This window comes from Olivibacter jilunii, assembly GCF_900607235.1.
GTDB classification, from domain to species: Bacteria; Bacteroidota; Bacteroidia; order Sphingobacteriales; family Sphingobacteriaceae; genus Olivibacter; species Olivibacter oleidegradans.
In genome coordinates, this window is sequence record NZ_LR027848.1 from 305,538 (window position 1) to 324,011 (window position 18,474).

20 protein-coding genes are annotated in these 18,474 nt (G+C 41.8%); all 20 read right to left on the bottom strand.

The genetic code is table 11. From position 1 onward, the window contains the following. Positions 1–13 precede the first annotated feature (13 nt). The 20 genes from nuoL to E0E36_RS01360 all read right to left on the bottom strand — a co-directional run bounded on the left by nuoL (position 14) and on the right by E0E36_RS01360 (position 18,326). Positions 14–1,927 carry an NADH-quinone oxidoreductase subunit L gene (gene nuoL / locus E0E36_RS01260; protein WP_130854476.1) on the bottom strand — a complete coding sequence of 638 codons (1,914 nt, stop codon included), beginning with the start codon at positions 1,925–1,927 and terminating at the stop codon, positions 14–16. A gap of 99 nt (positions 1,928–2,026) precedes the next feature. Further along, the gene (gene nuoK, locus E0E36_RS01265) at positions 2,027–2,356 is read right to left on the bottom strand and encodes an NADH-quinone oxidoreductase subunit NuoK (RefSeq protein ID WP_013664886.1); all 330 of its coding nucleotides are present in this window, start codon (positions 2,354–2,356) and stop codon (positions 2,027–2,029) included. Continuing rightward, a complete protein-coding gene (locus E0E36_RS01270; RefSeq protein WP_013664885.1) occupies positions 2,356–2,853 on the bottom strand; it encodes an NADH-quinone oxidoreductase subunit J family protein in 498 nt (165 codons plus the stop codon). Before E0E36_RS01270 ends, nuoK begins: the two co-directional genes overlap by 1 nt. 45 nt (positions 2,854–2,898) lie before the next feature. Beyond that, on the bottom strand, positions 2,899–3,408 hold the full coding sequence (locus tag E0E36_RS01275) for a NuoI/complex I 23 kDa subunit family protein (protein WP_013664884.1): 510 nt from the start codon (positions 3,406–3,408) through the stop codon (positions 2,899–2,901). Positions 3,409–3,453: 45 nt separating this feature from the next. Continuing rightward, complete coding sequence (nuoH, locus tag E0E36_RS01280) at positions 3,454–4,491, bottom strand: NADH-quinone oxidoreductase subunit NuoH (RefSeq protein ID WP_130854477.1); 1,038 nt, start codon at positions 4,489–4,491, stop codon at positions 3,454–3,456. A gap of 54 nt (positions 4,492–4,545) precedes the next feature. Further along, positions 4,546–5,556 carry an NADH-quinone oxidoreductase subunit G gene (locus tag E0E36_RS01285; protein ID WP_130854478.1) on the bottom strand — a complete coding sequence of 337 codons (1,011 nt, stop codon included), beginning with the start codon at positions 5,554–5,556 and terminating at the stop codon, positions 4,546–4,548. Positions 5,557–5,620: 64 nt separating this feature from the next. Then, positions 5,621–6,973 carry an NADH-quinone oxidoreductase subunit NuoF gene (gene nuoF, locus E0E36_RS01290; protein WP_130854479.1) on the bottom strand — a complete coding sequence of 451 codons (1,353 nt, stop codon included), beginning with the start codon at positions 6,971–6,973 and terminating at the stop codon, positions 5,621–5,623. 147 nt (positions 6,974–7,120) lie between these two features. Beyond that, positions 7,121–7,633 carry an NADH-quinone oxidoreductase subunit NuoE family protein gene (locus tag E0E36_RS01295; protein WP_013664880.1) on the bottom strand — a complete coding sequence of 171 codons (513 nt, stop codon included), beginning with the start codon at positions 7,631–7,633 and terminating at the stop codon, positions 7,121–7,123. Then, complete coding sequence (locus E0E36_RS01300) at positions 7,626–8,861, bottom strand: NADH-quinone oxidoreductase subunit D (protein ID WP_013664879.1); 1,236 nt, start codon at positions 8,859–8,861, stop codon at positions 7,626–7,628. Before E0E36_RS01300 ends, E0E36_RS01295 begins: the two co-directional genes overlap by 8 nt. A 6-nt stretch (positions 8,862–8,867) precedes the next feature. Then, on the bottom strand, positions 8,868–9,371 hold the full coding sequence (locus E0E36_RS01305; RefSeq protein ID WP_013664878.1) for an NADH-quinone oxidoreductase subunit C: 504 nt from the start codon (positions 9,369–9,371) through the stop codon (positions 8,868–8,870). Next, entirely contained in the window at positions 9,364–9,915 is a 552-nt protein-coding gene (locus tag E0E36_RS01310) for an NADH-quinone oxidoreductase subunit B (protein ID WP_013664877.1), read from the bottom strand. The genes E0E36_RS01305 and E0E36_RS01310 overlap by 8 nt, the downstream gene beginning before the upstream one ends. 152 nt (positions 9,916–10,067) lie before the next feature. After that, positions 10,068–10,445, bottom strand: coding sequence for an NADH-quinone oxidoreductase subunit A (locus tag E0E36_RS01315; RefSeq protein WP_013664876.1), 378 nt, complete (start codon positions 10,443–10,445; stop codon positions 10,068–10,070). Between the two features lie 140 nt (positions 10,446–10,585). Then, entirely contained in the window at positions 10,586–12,337 is a 1,752-nt protein-coding gene (locus tag E0E36_RS01320; RefSeq protein ID WP_013664875.1) for a tetratricopeptide repeat protein, read from the bottom strand. A 31-nt stretch (positions 12,338–12,368) separates the two neighbouring features. Beyond that, the gene (locus E0E36_RS01325; RefSeq protein WP_130854480.1) at positions 12,369–13,286 is read right to left on the bottom strand and encodes a PstS family phosphate ABC transporter substrate-binding protein; all 918 of its coding nucleotides are present in this window, start codon (positions 13,284–13,286) and stop codon (positions 12,369–12,371) included. Positions 13,287–13,589: 303 nt separating this feature from the next. After that, positions 13,590–14,417, bottom strand: coding sequence for an energy transducer TonB (locus E0E36_RS01335; RefSeq protein ID WP_013664872.1), 828 nt, complete (start codon positions 14,415–14,417; stop codon positions 13,590–13,592). Positions 14,418–14,447: 30 nt separating this feature from the next. Further along, positions 14,448–14,954 carry an ExbD/TolR family protein gene (locus E0E36_RS01340; RefSeq protein ID WP_013664871.1) on the bottom strand — a complete coding sequence of 169 codons (507 nt, stop codon included), beginning with the start codon at positions 14,952–14,954 and terminating at the stop codon, positions 14,448–14,450. Between the two features lie 19 nt (positions 14,955–14,973). After that, positions 14,974–15,606 (bottom strand): ExbD/TolR family protein, encoded by a 633-nt coding sequence (locus tag E0E36_RS01345; protein ID WP_013664870.1) that lies wholly within the window; start codon positions 15,604–15,606, stop codon positions 14,974–14,976. Between the two features lie 97 nt (positions 15,607–15,703). After that, the gene (locus tag E0E36_RS01350) at positions 15,704–16,537 is read right to left on the bottom strand and encodes a MotA/TolQ/ExbB proton channel family protein (RefSeq protein WP_013664869.1); all 834 of its coding nucleotides are present in this window, start codon (positions 16,535–16,537) and stop codon (positions 15,704–15,706) included. 541 nt (positions 16,538–17,078) lie between these two features. Continuing rightward, positions 17,079–17,426: a translation initiation factor gene (locus E0E36_RS01355; protein ID WP_130854481.1), complete on the bottom strand. Its 348-nt coding sequence runs from the start codon at positions 17,424–17,426 to the stop codon at positions 17,079–17,081. 24 nt (positions 17,427–17,450) lie between these two features. Then, positions 17,451–18,326 (bottom strand): diacylglycerol/lipid kinase family protein, encoded by an 876-nt coding sequence (locus E0E36_RS01360; protein ID WP_130854482.1) that lies wholly within the window; start codon positions 18,324–18,326, stop codon positions 17,451–17,453. Positions 18,327–18,474 lie beyond the last annotated feature (148 nt).

Genomic DNA, 18,474 nt, shown 5'->3' on the forward strand with positions numbered 1-18,474 from the left:
TTACCTTATCAGATTAAATTATAAATAAACCGTAAGCCAATACGGCGATAATGCCGATCACCATATAAAAAATATAATAGCCCACATTACCTTGCTGTAGTAACCTCAATAAGGTTCCTGCTTGCGATGCGCCATTTCCGATGTAATTTACGAAACCGTCGATGAGCTTTCTGTCAACTGCATAAAAAAGACTAGACAATCCATTCAATGGTCTGGTAACAACACGATCATAAAACTCGTCAATATAAAACTTGTGATATGAAAGTCGTTCCAATACACTGCGATCCTCGTGATCGGCCACAGGCAGAGCGGCTTTCTTTATGTACTTAGCGTAAGCATAGCCAGCCATTACGAGCGCCGCAAGGGCAGACAGCCCCATTAAGATATATTCTGTTGTATGTGACAGATGACCGCTTGTATTTTTTGACGTAGAGGCTGCAAAAACGGGCTGCAAAAAATTAGAAAGTCCTGTATGTCCGCCCAAGGCTTCCGGTATGTTTAAAAAGCCTCCACCGAAAGAGAGTACGGCTAAAATAATGAGTGGTAAGGTCATGACTACCGGAGACTCGTGGAGATGTCTTTCCTGATCATAGGTACCTCGGAATTTACCATAGAAGGTAAGAAATAGCATTCTAAACATATAGAAGGCGGTGAACAAGGCTCCTACAAATCCTCCAACCCATAAAATTTTATTATGAGCGAAAGCATGTGCCAATATTTCGTCTTTGGAGAAAAAGCCCGCTAGCGGCGGGATACCCGCTATAGCAATTGTACCAATCAACATGGTTACAAAAGTTATCGGCAGTTTTTTCTTTAAACCGCCCATTGATCGCATATCCTGCTCATTGCTCATGGCATGGATTACCGATCCCGCTCCCAAGAACAACAAAGCTTTAAAGAAAGCATGGGTAATAACGTGAAAAAACGCTCCGGTGAAAGCTCCTACACCGAGTCCCAAAAACATATAGCCTAATTGTGAAACGGTTGAATAAGCTAGTACCTTTTTTATGTCGTTTTGAGTAACTGCGATAAATGCCGCCAATAAAGCTGTTAGCAAACCAACAATTGCTATGATTTCCATGGTTGCCGGTGATAAAGTAAAGAGAATGTTCGACCTTGCAATCAGGTAAATTCCTGCTGTTACCATGGTTGCGGCATGTATTAGCGCAGAAACCGGTGTTGGGCCAGCCATCGCATCCGGCAACCAGGTAAATAAAGGTATTTGAGCAGACTTACCTGTTGCCGCTATGAAGAGTAGGAGTGAAATTAAAAACAAGGAGGAATCGCCTACCGGGAATCCGGCTGCTTTTGGTAAGATATCGTTAAATTCAAGCGAACCGAAGGTATAAAACAAGAGGAATATGGCAAGCAAAAAACCCAGATCTCCGATTCGATTCATAACGAAGGCTTTCTTGGCCGCACTTGCATAGTCAACGCGCTGGTACCAAAATCCGATTAATAAATACGAACATAAACCTACGCCCTCCCATCCAATAAACATAACGACGTAATTGGATCCCAAAACCAACAGCAGCATAAAAAAGATGAAAAGATTCAGATAGGCAAAAAATTTACCAAAACCTGCATCATGCTTCATATATCCTGTTGAATACAAATGAATCAAGAAGCCGATACCCGTAATGATGAGTAACATAATAGCACTTAGGGGGTCCACCAAAAAGGACAATGATATATGTAAGTTGCCTGCGCTTATCCAGTGGAAGATCGTTTGGGAGAAGGCGGCGTCTTCGCCTCCCTGCCGAGCGGCATAAACCGCACCAAAAACATTACAACTTAATAAAAAGGAGGCCAAAATAGTTCCGCAGCCAATAAGCGAGATAATTGGCTTCGACAGGCTATTTCTGCCTAATCCGTTTAATACGAACCCTATTAAAGGTAAAAGAACGATCCAAATTAATCCAGTCATACGATGTTTATGTTAGCTATACGTCTTGCGAGTAGCTTATTTTGTTCAAAATAGATTTAAATTTTTGATTGATTACAGCCCGGCTGTAAGCTTCAAATCTTACCACTTCAACTTATTGAGCGAATTGATATCAATCGATCGGGTATTTCGATATACCATCACAATGATGGCCAGTCCAACCGCAACTTCCGCCGCTGCAAGGGCCATGACAAAAAACACAAAGACCTGCCCCGAGGCATCGCCGTGGTATGCCGAAAAAGCTGCCAGTAAAAGGTTTACCGCATTGAGCATCAGTTCTATGGACATCATAATGATAATCACATTTCTGCGAGTAAGTACACCGATTACGCCAATCGAAAACACTATACTACTCAATAATATGTAATGATTCAGCGGTATTCCTTGTAAATCTTTAACGATTGTCTCCATTATATACTTTTTTGTTCTTTCTTTGCCAGTAACACTGCGCCTACCATCGCTGTAAGCAATAGCAATGACGAAATTTCAAAGGGTAATAAAAATTCATTAAATAACACTTTACCGAGATTGCCGACAAGACCAATATCCGGGCTTTTAAGGATTAAAGGGTCGGAAACTTCAATCGCTCGTATAGAACCCGCAACGGTCACGAGCAAGCACATACCTGCAACAGCTCCCATTACCTTCACTAAAACCGATTTCATAGGCTCCGTATCCTTGTTCAGGTTTAAAAGCATCAATACAAACAGAAAGAGAACCATGATAGCTCCCATATAGACTATAAAGTTTACCACGGCCAAAAACTGGGCGTTCAACAAAATATAATGCACAGTGAAAGTGAAAAAAGTGATTACCAAATACAGTACGCTATGTACCGGATTTTTGGTAATGATCACCATCAATGAGAAGAATATTGAAAGAAAGGCTACAAAATAAAATAAGCTCACAATCTAAAGTTTATATGTTTTATCGTATTCGTTTTAGTTAAGCATCTACCTCAGGGAATGGATATCAAATCGTTCTTCGACAAGCTTGTCTTTTCCATAAATAAAATCCTTCCGCAAGTAATCCGCCGGTACGTGCGGACCATCCAGATAAATCGCCTCTTTTGGACAAGCCTCCTCGCACAAGCCACAAAAAATGCATCGGAGCATATTAATTTCGTATACCGCAGCATATTTCTCCTCACGATACAAGTGTTCCTCTCCTTTTTTTCGTTCAGCGGATATCATGGTAATTGCTTCAGCCGGACAAGAAAGTGCACATAGACCGCAGGCCGTACACCTTTCTCTTCCTTCTTCATCCCGCTTCAGCGAATGCATTCCACGATAATTTTTCGAGTAAGGGCGTTCTACTTCGGGATAAGAGACGGTGGCTTTTTTTCTAAAGAAATGCCTTATGGTAACACGCATCCCTTTTAGAATAGCCGGAAGATACATCCGCTCCCAGAAATTCATCGGTTTCTGCTCTAAAACTTTTTTTCTATTACTTAAGGGTTCCATTTTTTTTATTATTAAGCAAGGGCTTCGTTAAATACCTGGCATTCCTTACCAATAGGTATCCTTTATTAAGGTTATTACACCTGTTAATACAATGTTTGCGATTGCTAAAGGAATGAGAATTTTCCATCCTAGATTCATCAACTGATCATAACGGAAACGAGGTAAAGTCCACCGAATCCACATAAAAAAGAAGATGAAGGCAAATATTTTCAGAAAGAATACCAGTACGCCAATGATGGTGATCCAGTTCTGCGAGAGCCCTAAATCGTGCATAAAAGGAAAGTTATATCCGCCAAAGTAAAGGGCGGACATCACGGCCGATGAAACAAACATATTGATATATTCCGAGAACATATAAAGTCCCAGTTTCATCGATGAATATTCGGTGTGATACCCGCCAACTAATTCCGTTTCACATTCCGGGAGGTCAAATGGTACACGGTTACATTCGGCGAAAGCACAGGTAACAAAAATGATAAAGCCTAGGGGTTGAACCCATATATTCCAGTTCACAAAACCGCTTTGCTGTGCTACGATCTCCTTTAAGGATAATGTTTGCGTGACCATTAAGAGCGCGATAATGGAAAGCCCCATCGCCACTTCATAACTGATGCTTTGTGAAGCCGCTCTAATCGCTCCCATTAAAGAAAATTTATTATTGGAAGCCCATCCACCAAGCATAATACCATAAACTCCCAACGCAATCACACCGAAGATGTAAAGAATCCCAACGTTTACATCGGCTACTTGTAAATCTATTACTCGCTCTCCGATTTGCAGGGACTGGCCCCATGGTATCACAGCGCTACTGATACAAGCCGTTATAATAGCGATAGTTGGTCCCGCTATAAAGAGTCCTTTGTGTGCACCGGCCGGAATTATCTCTTCCTTAAAAAAGAATTTCCCTCCATCCGCTAAAGGTTGCAAAATACCAAAGGGACCCGCACGATCCGGCCCCTTGCGGTCTTGCATAAAGCCGGCCACTTTTCTTTCGGCCAAGGTTGAATACATGGCAATAACGAGTGTTAATACAAACACGACTACGATCAGTATCAATTTCTCTATTATAAATGCAGCTTCCATCAACGTTTAATTTATCTGTTTATTAACCGTGTTATTATTGTTTATATAGCTTTATTAAAGCCGGACTGACCGTTCGAACTGATGTTTGTTAGCTTCTTGAAGCTTCGGATTCTCCTTAACTACCGGTAAGGGTTTCAGGGTCTCATAATGATTCGCCGAGATAACGGATGTATGGACTACCTTTCGAGGACCTTCTATAACCCAATCGGTAGTATGTTTTTTATCGAAACGGCATGTATTGCAAATAAAATCCTCAACTTCGCCGTATTCATCCTTTCGGGCTGTAACGCGTAGCACTTCTTCCCCTTTATACCACAGGGTAACTTTACCGGAACAGTCCGGGCAATCCCGATGTGCATCTACCGGTTTGGTAAACCAGACCCTGTTTTTAAACCGGAAAGTTTTATCGGTCAAAGCCCCTACGGGGCAGACATCAATCACATTGCCTGAAAAATTGTTATCGATCGCCTTTTCGATATACGTTGATATTTCAGCGGCATCTCCCCTTCCCAAAATGCCATGTACTCTTTTGTCCGTTATTTGATCTGCAACAAAAACGCAACGATAACATAAAATACATCGCGTCATATGTAATTGGATCTTATCTCCAATATCTATTCGTTCAAAAGTTCTTCGCTCAAATTCATAACGGGTAGCTGCAGCACCGTGTTCAAAACCTAGATCCTGCAAGTGGCATTCGCCGGCCTGATCGCAGATAGGGCAATCCAATGGATGATTAATCAACAACATTTCAACGACCCCTTTCCGTGCTTCCAAAACTTCATTGGAAGTAATGTTTTGAACCTCCATACCGTCCATCACCGTAGTGCGACAAGAAGCTACCAATTTAGGCATTGGTCTCGGATCCTTCTCTGAGCCTTTACTTACTTTTACCAGACAGGTTCTACATTTCCCGCCGCTTCCTTGTAATTTGGAATAATAACACATAGCGGGTGGTACAATTTCTCCCCCAATCTGCCGTGCGGCATTTAATATGGTTGTTCCAGGTGCTACTTCAACGGTAATACCATCAATGCTTACTTTTATTTTTTCGTTATCAGCCATATATTTAGTTATTAGCTGTTAGTTATTAGTTGTTAACCAGCCATTAGCCCCTCACTTTTTACCTTCACCCTTCCACCGTCAGGGGATCTGCATAATGTGCCAAGCCGAAATTTCTATGTTGTGCCTCTTCTCCATGAATGACGTGCCACTCAAATTCGTCTCTAAAATGACGAATAGCACTTGCAACGGGCCAAGCAGCTGCATCACCAAGCGGGCAAATTGTATTCCCTTCTATTTTTTTCGAGACATCTACCAATAGGTCAATATCACTCATTTTGCCATGGCCATATTCGAGCCGGTGCAATACTTTCTCCATCCAACCTGTTCCCTCTCTACAAGGTGAGCACTGACCGCAGCTCTCGTGATGATAAAAGCGGGCAAAATTCCAGGTATTACGCACAATGCATTGATCTTCATCGAAGACGATAAAACCTCCCGATCCGAGCATTGTTCCGGTTGCGAAACCACCATCAGCCAACGATTCGTAAGTCATGAGCCGATTCTCTCCCTTTGCTGTTTTTAATATTAAATTAGCGGGAAGAATCGGGACAGAAGAACCGCCTGCTACAACTGCTTTTAAACGCTTTCCGTTGGTGATGCCTCCACAGTATTCATCAGAATAGATAAATTCTTCTACCGGTAGACCGAGTTCGATTTCATACACCCCCGGTTTATTAATATTGCCGGAGGCTGATATCAATTTAGTTCCGGTGCTTCGCTCGATACCTATTTTGGCGTATTCCTCTCCACCCATATTTAATATCGGGACTGTGGCGGCGATTGACTCGACATTATTGACAACCGTAGGACAGTTATACAAACCAGCCACTGCAGGGAATGGAGGTTTTATACGAGGGTTTCCTCGTTTTCCCTCAAGTGATTCCAAGAGCGCTGTTTCCTCACCACATATATAAGCTCCGCCACCCGGTTGCACATACAGTTCTAAATTATATCCGGTACCTAAAATGTTGCTACCTAAGAATCCTGCGGCTTTAGCCTCTTCAATAGCTCTTTCGAGAATACGGATTTGGGGCATCATCTCCCCTCTCACATAGATGTAAGAAGTGTTTGCTCCCAATGCATAGCTAGCAACGATCATTCCTTCAATTAGCGCATGGGGAATATGAGTCATTAAGTACCTATCTTTAAACGTGCCGGGCTCGGATTCGTCGGCATTGCATACCAAATAACGGGGCACTCCTTCCGGTTTGGCCAAGAAACTCCATTTCATTCCTGTGGGAAAGCCCGCTCCACCGCGCCCTCTCAGTCCCGACTTTTTCACTTCTTCCACCACTTCTTCCGGACTGAGGGTTTTCAAAGCCTTTTCAACCGCCCGATACCCACCCTTTTGGCGATAAACCTCAAATGTATTTATTCCAGGTACCTGAATATGCTCTAATAGTAATTTCCGCGCCATTGCATTTAGTCTTTAGCTATTCGTATGGTCATTCGTTGTTAGTTATTCGTTGTTGGTATAATCGGTGATTAGCGCTTAGTTTCATACAAAACAGCTCAGTCATTCAACGCTTTTGTTCTATCCTCAAACACCTTTACCTCATTTTACTTACTTGTGCTTTAATTCTTCAATTAACTGATCAACACTTTCTTCCGTTAGGTTTTCGTAATAAGTATAAGTTGGTCCAATTTGTAGAACAGGTCCCATACCGCATGCTGCAACACACTCGATACCTCTCCAACTAAATAAGCCGTCAGGTGTTACTTCATTTTCCTTTACTCCTAATCGGTTTTCGATATGTTTCATAATCCGTTCGGCACCCACCAAACAGCAAGGTCCTGTACGACAAACCTCCAACACATATTTACCTTGAGGTTGTAAGAAAAACATAGTATAAAAAGTTGCCACTTCGTATACCTCTATAGGTTCTATCCGCAAATAGGCTGCAACTTTATCCATTGCGTCTACACTTAACCACCCGAACTCGGCTTGCACTAAATGTAGTATAGGTAGCAAAGCCGACTTTTGCCTACCTTCCGGGTATCTTTTTACGATCTCGTCAAACTTTGCAAGGAGGTCGTCCTTTATTTCCACAGGGCTGTTGTTTTTTACACTAAGCATCTAATTCTCCTGCTATAACGTTTAAACTACTCATATTAATAATAGCGTCCGAAAGCAACATACCACTGCTCATAGGCGCGTACATCTGATAATTAATGAAAGACGGCCGCCTAAAGTGCAGTCGGTAAGGGGATCGCCCTCCATCGCTAATCAGGTAAAAACCCAGTTCGCCATTTGCTCCTTCAACCGCATGATATACCTCAGTTTTTGGTGTATCAATTTCTCCCATCACAATTTTGAAGTGATAGATGAGCGCTTCCATATTATTATAGACCTGCTCTTTCGGAGGTAGATAGAATTCAGGTACATCGGCATGAAAGATACCTTTGGGTTCCTTTTCAATCTTATCCAATGCCTGTTCAATGATCCGTATACTTTGTCGCATTTCCTCATTCCGTACCATATAGCGGTCGTATACATCCCCATTTTCACCTACGGGGATGTCAAAATCGAACTCGTCGTAGGATGAGTATGGCTCGTTGGCACGCACGTCATAATCAATGCCTGTTGCCCTCAAGAGGGGGCCACTCCAGCTATAACTTAAGGCTGTTTCAGGATCCACAGCCGCTACACCTGACGTACGGTCAATAAATATTCTATTTCGGTTAAACAGTTCCTCGAATTCCGTTAAAACCGGTGGATATCTTTTTACAAATTGCCTGATTTTGGAAAAGGCTATTTCATTAAAATCGCGCTCGAAACCTCCAATTCGTCCAATATTAGTTGTCAATCGGGCACCACAAATCTCCTCAAATATTTCGTAGATAAATTCGCGCTCCTGCATCACATACAGAAAGCCGGAGAACGCGCCGGTATCCACTCCTAATATCCCATTGCAAATAATGTGGTCGGCTATACGGGCAAGTTCCATGATGATAACCCGCATATACTGTACGCGCTTTGGAATCTCTATGCCCAACAACTTCTCTACCGTCATATGCCATCCCATATTGTTAATGGGAGAAGAGCAATAATTAAGACGATCGGTAAGCGGAGTAATTTGATAGTAGGGTCGATGTTCGGCTATTTTTTCGAAAGCCCGATGAATATAACCGATGGTAGAGACACCACTTACAATACGCTCTCCATCCACTTGCAACACGTTTTGAAAGACGCCGTGTGTTGCCGGGTGTGTAGGTCCAAGGTTCAAGGTAACCAAGTCGTCCTGTGGATCATTATCCTCAAACACGAGGTGGTTAGTGGTTATTTTCGGTCGCAGCTCGCTCATAATGAATTATCTACCAAAGAAAAAGTCTTTTTTATCTACTCTATTTGGGTCTTCCAACGGATATTCCTTCCGCATGGGAAAGACCTCCATTTCATCTACATTCAAGATTCTCCGTAAATCGGGATGTCCTTGAAATATCACGCCGAAGAAATCGTATGTTTCACGCTCCATCCAGTTCGCGCCGTTCCATAAAGATGTAGCAGAGGGTATTTCCGGCTTAGTACCATCCAAAAATACCTTAATTCGAATCCTGACATTGTGCACTAAGCTATGTACATGATATACAACAGCGATACTAAGCGCTTGCTCCGGGTAGTGAACCGCGGTAATATCTGTCAGGTAAATAAACTGTAAATCTTTATTGGTTTTCAAGAAGGCAAGTACCTCTAAAATTTTCTCTTTTGAGGTTGTTATGCTTAGTAAACCGAAAGGTTCTTCCACCCCGTTCACGTCACTTTCAAATGCCTGCTTTAAGTATCCTATAAGCGTTTCGTTATTTAGTTTAGTCATTTTTATGTATTCCGTAACTTTCCAAAAGCGCTTTATATTCTTCCGTCTCTCTTCGGCGAACCGATTCGTTCCTGACAATATCCTGTAGGCGCATAACGCCGTCCAAAATGGCTTCCGGCCTTGGCGGGCATCCAGGGACATACACATCCACAGGAATCACTTCATCAATACCTTGTAAAACGGAATAGGTATCAAATATTCCACCACTGGAAGCGCAGGCGCCAACGGCAATTACCCAGCGAGGTTCAGCCATTTGAATATAGACCTGTTTCAGTACCGGCCCCATTTTCTTTGCTATGGTTCCCATTACTAACAACATATCGGATTGGCGCGGAGAAAAGCTCGGCCGTTCTGCACCAAAACGGGCAAGGTCATAGGTAGCACCCATGGTAGCCATAAATTCTATTCCACAGCAAGAGGTGGCAAACGGTAAAGGCCATAAAGAGTTTGCGCGGGCAAGCCCAACAGCTTTATCGAGCGTAGTGGCGAAAAAACCTGACCCGGTGACTCCCGGAGGAGGGGGGGCTAATTTTATATCACTCATAATTCCTAGGTATTAAAATGCCAACTGGTCATGGCATTATCCATCACAAAATGCCACTGCTTTTAAAAGCAGGTATGCTCAAATTTAATAATTTAATAGGTTAAGGGTGAAAATTGCAGGTATTTAGAATCGTTCTAATATATGCGCAACTTTTAGTCCCATTCCAAGGCTCTCTTCTTTATCACATAGATGAAACCCAGCAATAGGAGCCCCATAAATATAAACATCTCGATGAGTCCTTCCATCCCCAGCGATCTAAAATTGACGGCCCAGGGGTACATGAAAATAACTTCGACATCAAAAATTACGAAGAGTATAGCCACCATGAAGTATTTAATCGAAACGGGTTGACGGGCATTTCCGATTACTTTTATGCCCGATTCAAAGGAACTTAGTTTGTTTTCGGTGCGAAGTTTTGGTCCGATGAGATGCGTACCAATAATGGTAGTAACGCCAAAGCCTACGGCAACAAACATTTGAAGCAAAATCGGCAAGTAATCAATGGGAGTACTGTTTGTAGCGGCTTCCATAGTTTATGTTTAGTTAGTGTCTGTTAATAATGCAAACATAAATTTTACTTCTTACATTATCAACTTATCACCCAAGATTTTGCCATAAAAAAAGCGCCCGCTCGGATGAGTGGGCGCTTTTAAACAATAATTTAATAAGATTATTTTTGTTGAGCTGATGTACCGTTATTAGCAGCAGGCTTTAATTGCTCTAATGTTTGCGTAGCGTAAGCATTTCCAGGTTCAGCTTCTAAAGCTTTTTCCAAATTCTCACGAGCCTCTTGGTATTGCTCTTTGTTTACTAAATCTGCAGCAATTACATTATAAGCTTCAGCAATATACCGTCCCGACTTCTTCTGTGTTTCGGCATCCTTTGCTTGAATCACGCCTAGATACTCTTTATAAGCAGGTACAGCAAGCCCTTGAGGATTTTGTGGGTCTTCTTTTAGAGATAGGGCTTTTGCCTTATATAAGTATGCTTCAGGCATATCTTTAGCTACTTCATTTACTTTCGTAAAGGCGTTTACCGCATCATCTAAAATGCCCATACTTGGCTTCGGATCGTCATTCATATGCATAGCATAGTTGAAATACTGCGAAAATCCCCAGTAAAACAAATCGTAATTGTATGTTTTTGACTTTGGTGCTTGTGCTGCTGCTTTAAACAAAGCACCGGCTAAATCAAAACGTTTTGCATCAAAAGTCTTTTTCGCTTCTGCACTCACATCCTCTGCCAATTTCCAAGTGGTGTCCATTTGAACGCCCTTGGTTAAATTAGCGATACCTTGGGCCAATAGTGTAGTATCGGTCGCTTTGGTTGTATCGCTTGCAATTCTAATTTCAGATAAGCCTAAGAAATAGTAATCCTGAGGAATGATACGGTTTTGCTCTACTTTGGAAAGGAAATCAGTCAATGCTTTTTGGCTGGAAGGATAATTACCATTTTCGTAAGAAGCGTAACCTAAGTAACGTAAGATACGCGGGTTTACTTTATCCAACTTAGCCATTTCATTAGCTTGTTCTTCTAAGTTCTTGTAATCCCTTGCCTTGATCATGAAGTCGGCATAGCGCATACGTGAATCCAAGGAGTAATCCGTTAAATCCATATATTGCTTATAAGCCTTCAACGCCTCTTGGATACGACTGTTATAGTCTTCTGATTTTGTCGCAAATTGTGCGTAAGCATTATAGGTCTCTGCCAATTCTCTGTAAGCAGGCGCATAATCCGGATGTTCTTGAATAATGGTATTTAAATCCTGAACAGCTTCAGGAAACGCACGTGCTTGTTTAGAGATAACGGTCATTTGTACACGGGCACGTGTAAAGGTATTATCCAAATCGTATGCATCACGGTAGTTGGTATACGCATTACTTGCATCGCCCATGCCGAAGTAAGCATCTCCCAAAGAAGATGGGATTAAGGCATCCTTCTGATTCGCTTCTTTTGCTTTTTCCAAGTAAGGCAAGGCCTTTTTATAATCCGGTTTTTCTAAGTTAGGATTCATATAGGCACGACCTACATACAGATTCTCTAGGTAGTCCTTCTTTTTTGCTTTCTCCGTAGCTTCGGTAAATAGCTTTTCAGCTTCCGCTGTATTACCTTGTACAAGCGCTACCGCTCCTAAGCCTACTTTATTCAGGTTATCTTTTGGATCAGCTTCAAGTCCTTGTTGGAAAAAAGTTTTTGCCGAATCCGGATAATCGGTTACCAAATAGACGTCGCCCAAATAAAAATAGTTTTCGGCATCTTTCGGCTTGTTCTGCACTAAATTCTTTAGAATCGATTTAGCCTTTGCGTATTGCTCCGCGTCGATTGCTACTTGTGCATCTTTCAGACTTTGTGCATAAGAAGCCCCCGAAGCTATGAAAGCAATCGCAAGACCTACACTTGCTGCTCTTCTTATCATTTTCATTGTTCTTTTAATTTATTTAAAGTCTAATATACTAATTTCTTATTATTATTTCCCGTGGAGGGATACTATCAGGCAATAGGCCGGATTTCAAAATAAGTCTTTGACCTCGCTCGCCATGCAGGAAGGATGAAAAGCCGAGGCCGATCGATTCTTTTCCTTGCACATTGATACAGTACAAAGGCCTGGTGAAAGGATACAAATTTAAAGCCAAATTTGATTGGGTTGGTTTATAATATCCGTCATCACCGGGTTTTCCTTGCTGATTCTTAACACCGAGCACTTTTATATGCTCCATATAAGGGACCAGCTCCCTCTCTGGTTGCATAATCCAATTAATCCCCAAAACACCTACGCTTTGTGGATTTTCCTTCACATACTTCAGTATTTCACGGCTACCTTTCAGTGCATAAACGCCCTGATCAGGTAATTTATCGACGCCCGCCAATTTCCTGAAATAAGCAACCGTACTCGAATTGGCATTATCGAATACCAACGCCTTTATCTTTGTTACCTCCTGCCCCTTCATGATCCGGATAATGTCATCCGCCAAGATGGTCGAGTCCGGGTTGCGTTTATTCGTTATAATAGCAATGGCATCCGTAGCAAAACGTACAGTTCGGGGATATATTGTCTTCGATTTAAAAAATTCCGATTCTTTTTCTGTCAATTCGCGTGTAGTAATAGCTAGTTGAGCCGAATCTCGCAACAATGCACGTATCAGCTCATTTTCAGATTTAGCAATCATGGTAAGCTCTGCATTGGTGTAGCTACTCTCAAAAATGGCGATCTGATCTTCGATAATAGGCGCTACGGTTTCGTCAACCAATACATTCGCTCTTCCTGTAAGAATTCCCTGCGTGTCCTTTGTCGGCGCATTGCTACAGGCAACAAAGAAAAGTGCTGCAATGGACATTGATACAACACACAGATTAAAGCGGATATTTTTCATGGTTAGGCATTGATTAGGTAAATGCTAGAAGACCTGTTCCAATACGACTTTACGTTAGCTACCCCTCCCAATTCGTTGACTTTGCCATAATCTTGCAAATCTTAAAAAAGAGTAAACGATAAGCAATAAACCGAACAAAACACGGTAGGTTCTATCCAAGCTCAGTGGGAAATCCTTCCAGAAAATGATAACCAAACCAAGCACGAAATAGAATCCGAACATGCAAAGTCCTAAAATGGACAGAAATCGCTTTGCGGGCGATTTCTGTCTATCACTACTTTTATTGGTACGTTCAAGCATGAATTACATTCCTTGAAGGTTCAATTTAATAGGTAAGGAGTAGGATACCCGTACCGGGCGTCCGTTCTGAATACCAGGTTTCCATTTAGGTGAAGATTTCAACAATCTCACCGCTTCTTCGCCAGTACCATATTTCAAGTCACGCAATACTTTGATATCGGTCAAAGATCCATCTCGTTCAACCACGAAAGACACATGGATAGAACCACTTACGCCTTGTTCCTTTGCCATCTGTGGGTATCTATAGTTTGCACCAACCCATTTATAGAAAGCAGGTAAACCTCCTGGAAATGATGGCTGTACTTCCACCGCATTGAAGTCCATAATACCGGAACCTTCTTCCGTTACCTGAGCATCTTTTGGTCCTTCACCTACCGGCATATCGATACGTATATCAGCCGTAGGGTCCCCAGCGATTGTTTTAGGTCCCGGATCAGCCTTTTTCAGCTGTTCAACGGTTGGCGGTTCCTCGTCACGCACCTGCTCTGCCGGTACCACCTTAGGAGGAGGCATCCGTACTTGATCCACACGTGGAGGCGGAGGTTCAACCGGTGGCGGTGGAGGCGGTGCTTCCTCGTTCACCGGAGGTGGTTCTGATAGAACCACTTCTGTTTCAATTACTTCTTCTGGTGCTTCATCCTGTTCACCCCGAATCGCCTTGATGATCATAGGCGATGTTACCAAGCCTACGAACAATATTATACCTATGAGTAATGCTCGTGAAGTATATTTAGGCGAAATGGTGCGCAAGTCATAAGCGCCATACGCTTTATTGCGTCCTGCGAAGACTACATCAAGCCATTGCGGTTTAAATATATCTAATTTAGACATTCTTATTTCATTTTTTAGGATAACCCTTTGTTAATAAATTCCCTCACGTTTAAGCAATTCAACCTCCGGAGTACTAATATCGCCAATCATGTATTGTTGTGCATTAACGATTTTCATTTCATCCAGTATATCTACTAAGTTACGGTAGTTCGAATTGTCGCTTGGTCTGATAATAACAATGAGTGGTTTACCCGTTGCGGCTTGCACATCTTTCATCTTCTTGAGCAGGACGGGTCTAATTCCGTTCTTACCATAATCTACTACTGTCGGGCCATCCAGTGGTTTTTCCAATTGTCCCATATAGTATTCGATTTTGTCCTTTGCACCCAATAAGATGGTCATTGATCTATTATCAGCCACTTCCAGATTATCATCTTTGTTTTCCTTATCCTTATCCGGCATAGCCACGTCCATTGCGTGCGGTTTAGCCAAACTGGTCGTTAACATGAAGAAGGTAATCAGAAGGAACGCCAAGTCAACCATGGGTGTTAAATCCACCCGGGGGGTCTGTTTACCACCGGTATTTAATTCTGCCATTTCTTAATATTTTTAATGATTATTTACCGTAATCCTCCGTTCTAAGGTTAGTAACTAAACTAAACTTATTGATCTTCTGTCCCTGGAGAATATCTATCACCTTCTTAATAGCAGGGTATTGTTCTTTAGCGTCTCCTTTGATAGCCACGCGCATTTCCGCATTATTAGTTTCTTTTGTAGCGTAACGGGCAGCTATAATCCATTCATGTAACTCAGAAGGGCTATTCCCTACAGAATCCGTGGGGATACCTGGCTGAAGGCCAGCTCTGTTTCGCTCTGCGTTATCCATTGCAATAATCTGCTTTAGATTTTTGAAAGGAACACCGAAACCTTCCATCAAAGAAAATCTTTCTTTTTCCTTTTGCGAGAAACCGACGCTATATTTTTCCGACATTCTTTCCAGCATACGCATTCTTATGTTCGGACCGGCAACACCGAAAAACACCTTACCATCTCCTCCTACGGTAATTGTACCCAAATTCGCATCCGGAACCTTGATCTGTACCGTGGATGCAGGGGTATCTACCGGCAAAGGCTCTGGCTGGCGAGCAGTTGCGGTAAGAATAAAGAACGTAAGCAGCAGGAATGACACGTCACACATCGCCGTCATATCAATGGTTGTGCTCGCTCTTTTTACTTTAATCTTTGGCATCTCTTTACGTTTATAAGTAAATAAAAACTAGTTTCTAATATAGTGATGCAAATTCCACAGCCTTTCCATAAAAACCATGGAATTTTTTCACCTTTTTTTATTTATGCTTAGACGCGTAAGTTTGAACGATCGAGAAGCCAGCCTCGTCAATAGAATAGGTCAATTTATCTATTTTAGAAGTAAATACATTGTACATGATTACAGCGATGGTAGAAGTAAAGATACCGGTTGCTGTATTGATAAGCGCCTCAGAGATACCGTTTGCCAACTGCGCTTGGTCAGGAGCACCACCGGTAGCCAAAGCCGCAAACGCCTTGATCATACCCGTTACTGTTCCTAATAGACCGGTTAATGTACCGATAGATACTAAGGTGGCGATAACGGTTAGGTTTTTCTCTAACATTGGCATTTCCAATGCAGTCGCTTCTTCAATCTCTTTTTGAATTGCCAATACAGAATGTTCAGTATCCAAAGTTGTATCTACAGAAGCTTCTTTGTATTTGTAAAGACCGGATTTGATTACATTAGCTACAGATCCTTGTTGTTTATCACATTCGGCGATGGCTGCATCAATGTTTCCTGCAGAAAGGAATCCTTGCACTTTAGAAACAAAAGTGTCTACATTTCCTTTTCCAGCAGCTCTGCTGATTACGAAGAAACGCTCAAACGAGAAAACAATTACCATTAATAATAAACCTAATAGTACCGGTACGATGTAACCCGCTTTGTAAACCATTGCAAAATAGTCTCCTGGCATCGGTTCGCCATTCTCCGGATCTCCTCCTTGGAAGTGTGAAGGATCCCCCATCACGAATTTCCATACCAATGCGCCTATGACAAGGCAGATAATAATTGCCAGACTTGCAAATACGTTAGAACCTTTTGAGCTGCTCTCTTTTTTAGCCGGGGTTGGTTTTGGTGCGTTTGCCATTTTCTTGATTTTTTAGTTTTTAGTTTTTATGGATTAATTTTTAATTGTACAAAACATTTTGCCGTTTTTTCCAGTCGTCAAAAAGGCAAAAGCAAATTTATAATTTTAGATTTAAAAACAAATTTATGCAATATTAACTTTTAAATATCTCTCCTTCTAACGTGCAACAGCGGCATCAACGCCAAAAAAGAGCTCTATTGTGTCACTGCCCTCATTTTCGAAGACAATATTTTACAATAAAAACTATTTTTTTTTGTAATTGCAAATAAATGACATAAAAAAAACGTCGATTCCGGCATCTATTCGTTAATATTGTGCATTTGAATGTGTCATTATCACACCATCCCAAATCCTGTTAATTTATTCTCTTCCAACTGCCTAAACTAAGTGTAAAAAGAACACTATGCCCCCTCTTTTTTCTCGCCTTAACTCAAATGTAAAATTTAAATAGCGTTTAAGTGTTTTCAGATGCAATTGTAAACGTTGGCAGTAAGGTAATATTGTGCTTTTAGGCAAATTTATTTCCAAAAGCTTATTTGGTCTAGCCTCCTATCAATTTAATTTTATACCCTTCGGTGGTTAGGATCTCGACGATCTTTTTCCTAAAATCGCCTTGAATCATAATTTGTCCTTCTTTGGTGGCGCCCCCAACTCCACATCGCTGTTTTAATTGTTTCCCTAAAGCGGATAAATCTTCTTCCTTTCCCACAAAACCCGTAATAAGCGTTACCGCTTTTCCCGCCCGTTGTTTTTTATCCAGTTGAACACGCAATTGTTGCTTCGCCGCAGGCAAGGTGTCTGTTTCAAAAGATTCCTCTTCCCGATAGCTATAATTCTGATCAGTGGAATAGACAATACCGTCAAACTGTTGTTTTTTCTGCTTAGCCATTATAAAGGTATTTAAAGCCTTTTACTAACATACAACATTTAATGAAGAGGGCAAAACTTCTATTGACAATTTTTTGTCGAGCGTAAACGGTTCCCCATCTAAATGCACCGGCCCCCTTTGTGGGCGTTCAATGGTGATCTGTTTTCCTTTAATAATTTCCACGTAATCCGATTGATGGGCAGTTCGGCTAAACAAATGGTAGATCATTACGGGAAACTGAATTAATGGAAACTGCTTAATGATACAAACGTCAAGTAGGCCGTCGTCAACAGACGCACCGGGAGCAATGTAAGCATTATTTCCATATTGCGGGGAATTAGCTATACTGATCATAAATGCTTCCCGTTGTATTTCATTGCCATCTATACAAATCGTATATTCCTGGGGCTTATATCGACTGATTTCCTTAAGCACGATTTTTAAATAGCCTACGGGGCCACGGGTCATATTTTCCGCAAAGCGATCGCTGATAAGGGCATCAAAACCCATCCCTGCAACATTAAAAAAAGCTTTTCCGTTAACCAGACCGCTATCGATCGTAATGATATGGCCTTTATTGATTTTTGCGATGGCTTGCGATACATCAGAAGAAATTCCCAAATAACGCGCTAGACCATTTCCGGAGCCTTCGGGCACAATTGCTAAAGGCGTAGGGGTATTCAATAGTTCCTTCGCGATCTCGTTGATCGTACCATCTCCTCCCACTGCTACCACTAAATCTACTTGCTCCTGTATCGCTATTTTCGTTAACTCTGACGCATGTTGAGCCCTTTCCGTAATCTTAAAACTCGCTTCGAACAGATCGTCGTTGAGGTATTTTCTCGCTAGCCTTTCAAAGCCCTTCTTGCTCTTCCCTCCGGATATTGGATTGATTAGAAATTGGATTCGTTTTTTTGTCATTTAACAGTCGCGCCTATTCATTTACAAATGTACTAAACCCACTTGAATTTAATACCTACAGCAACGAAAGTATTATGGCACTCCTTTTTTAAGCCAGGGTTACGAATGCATCACACCTGTACGTATAATTGAGGTGTAAATACTCATC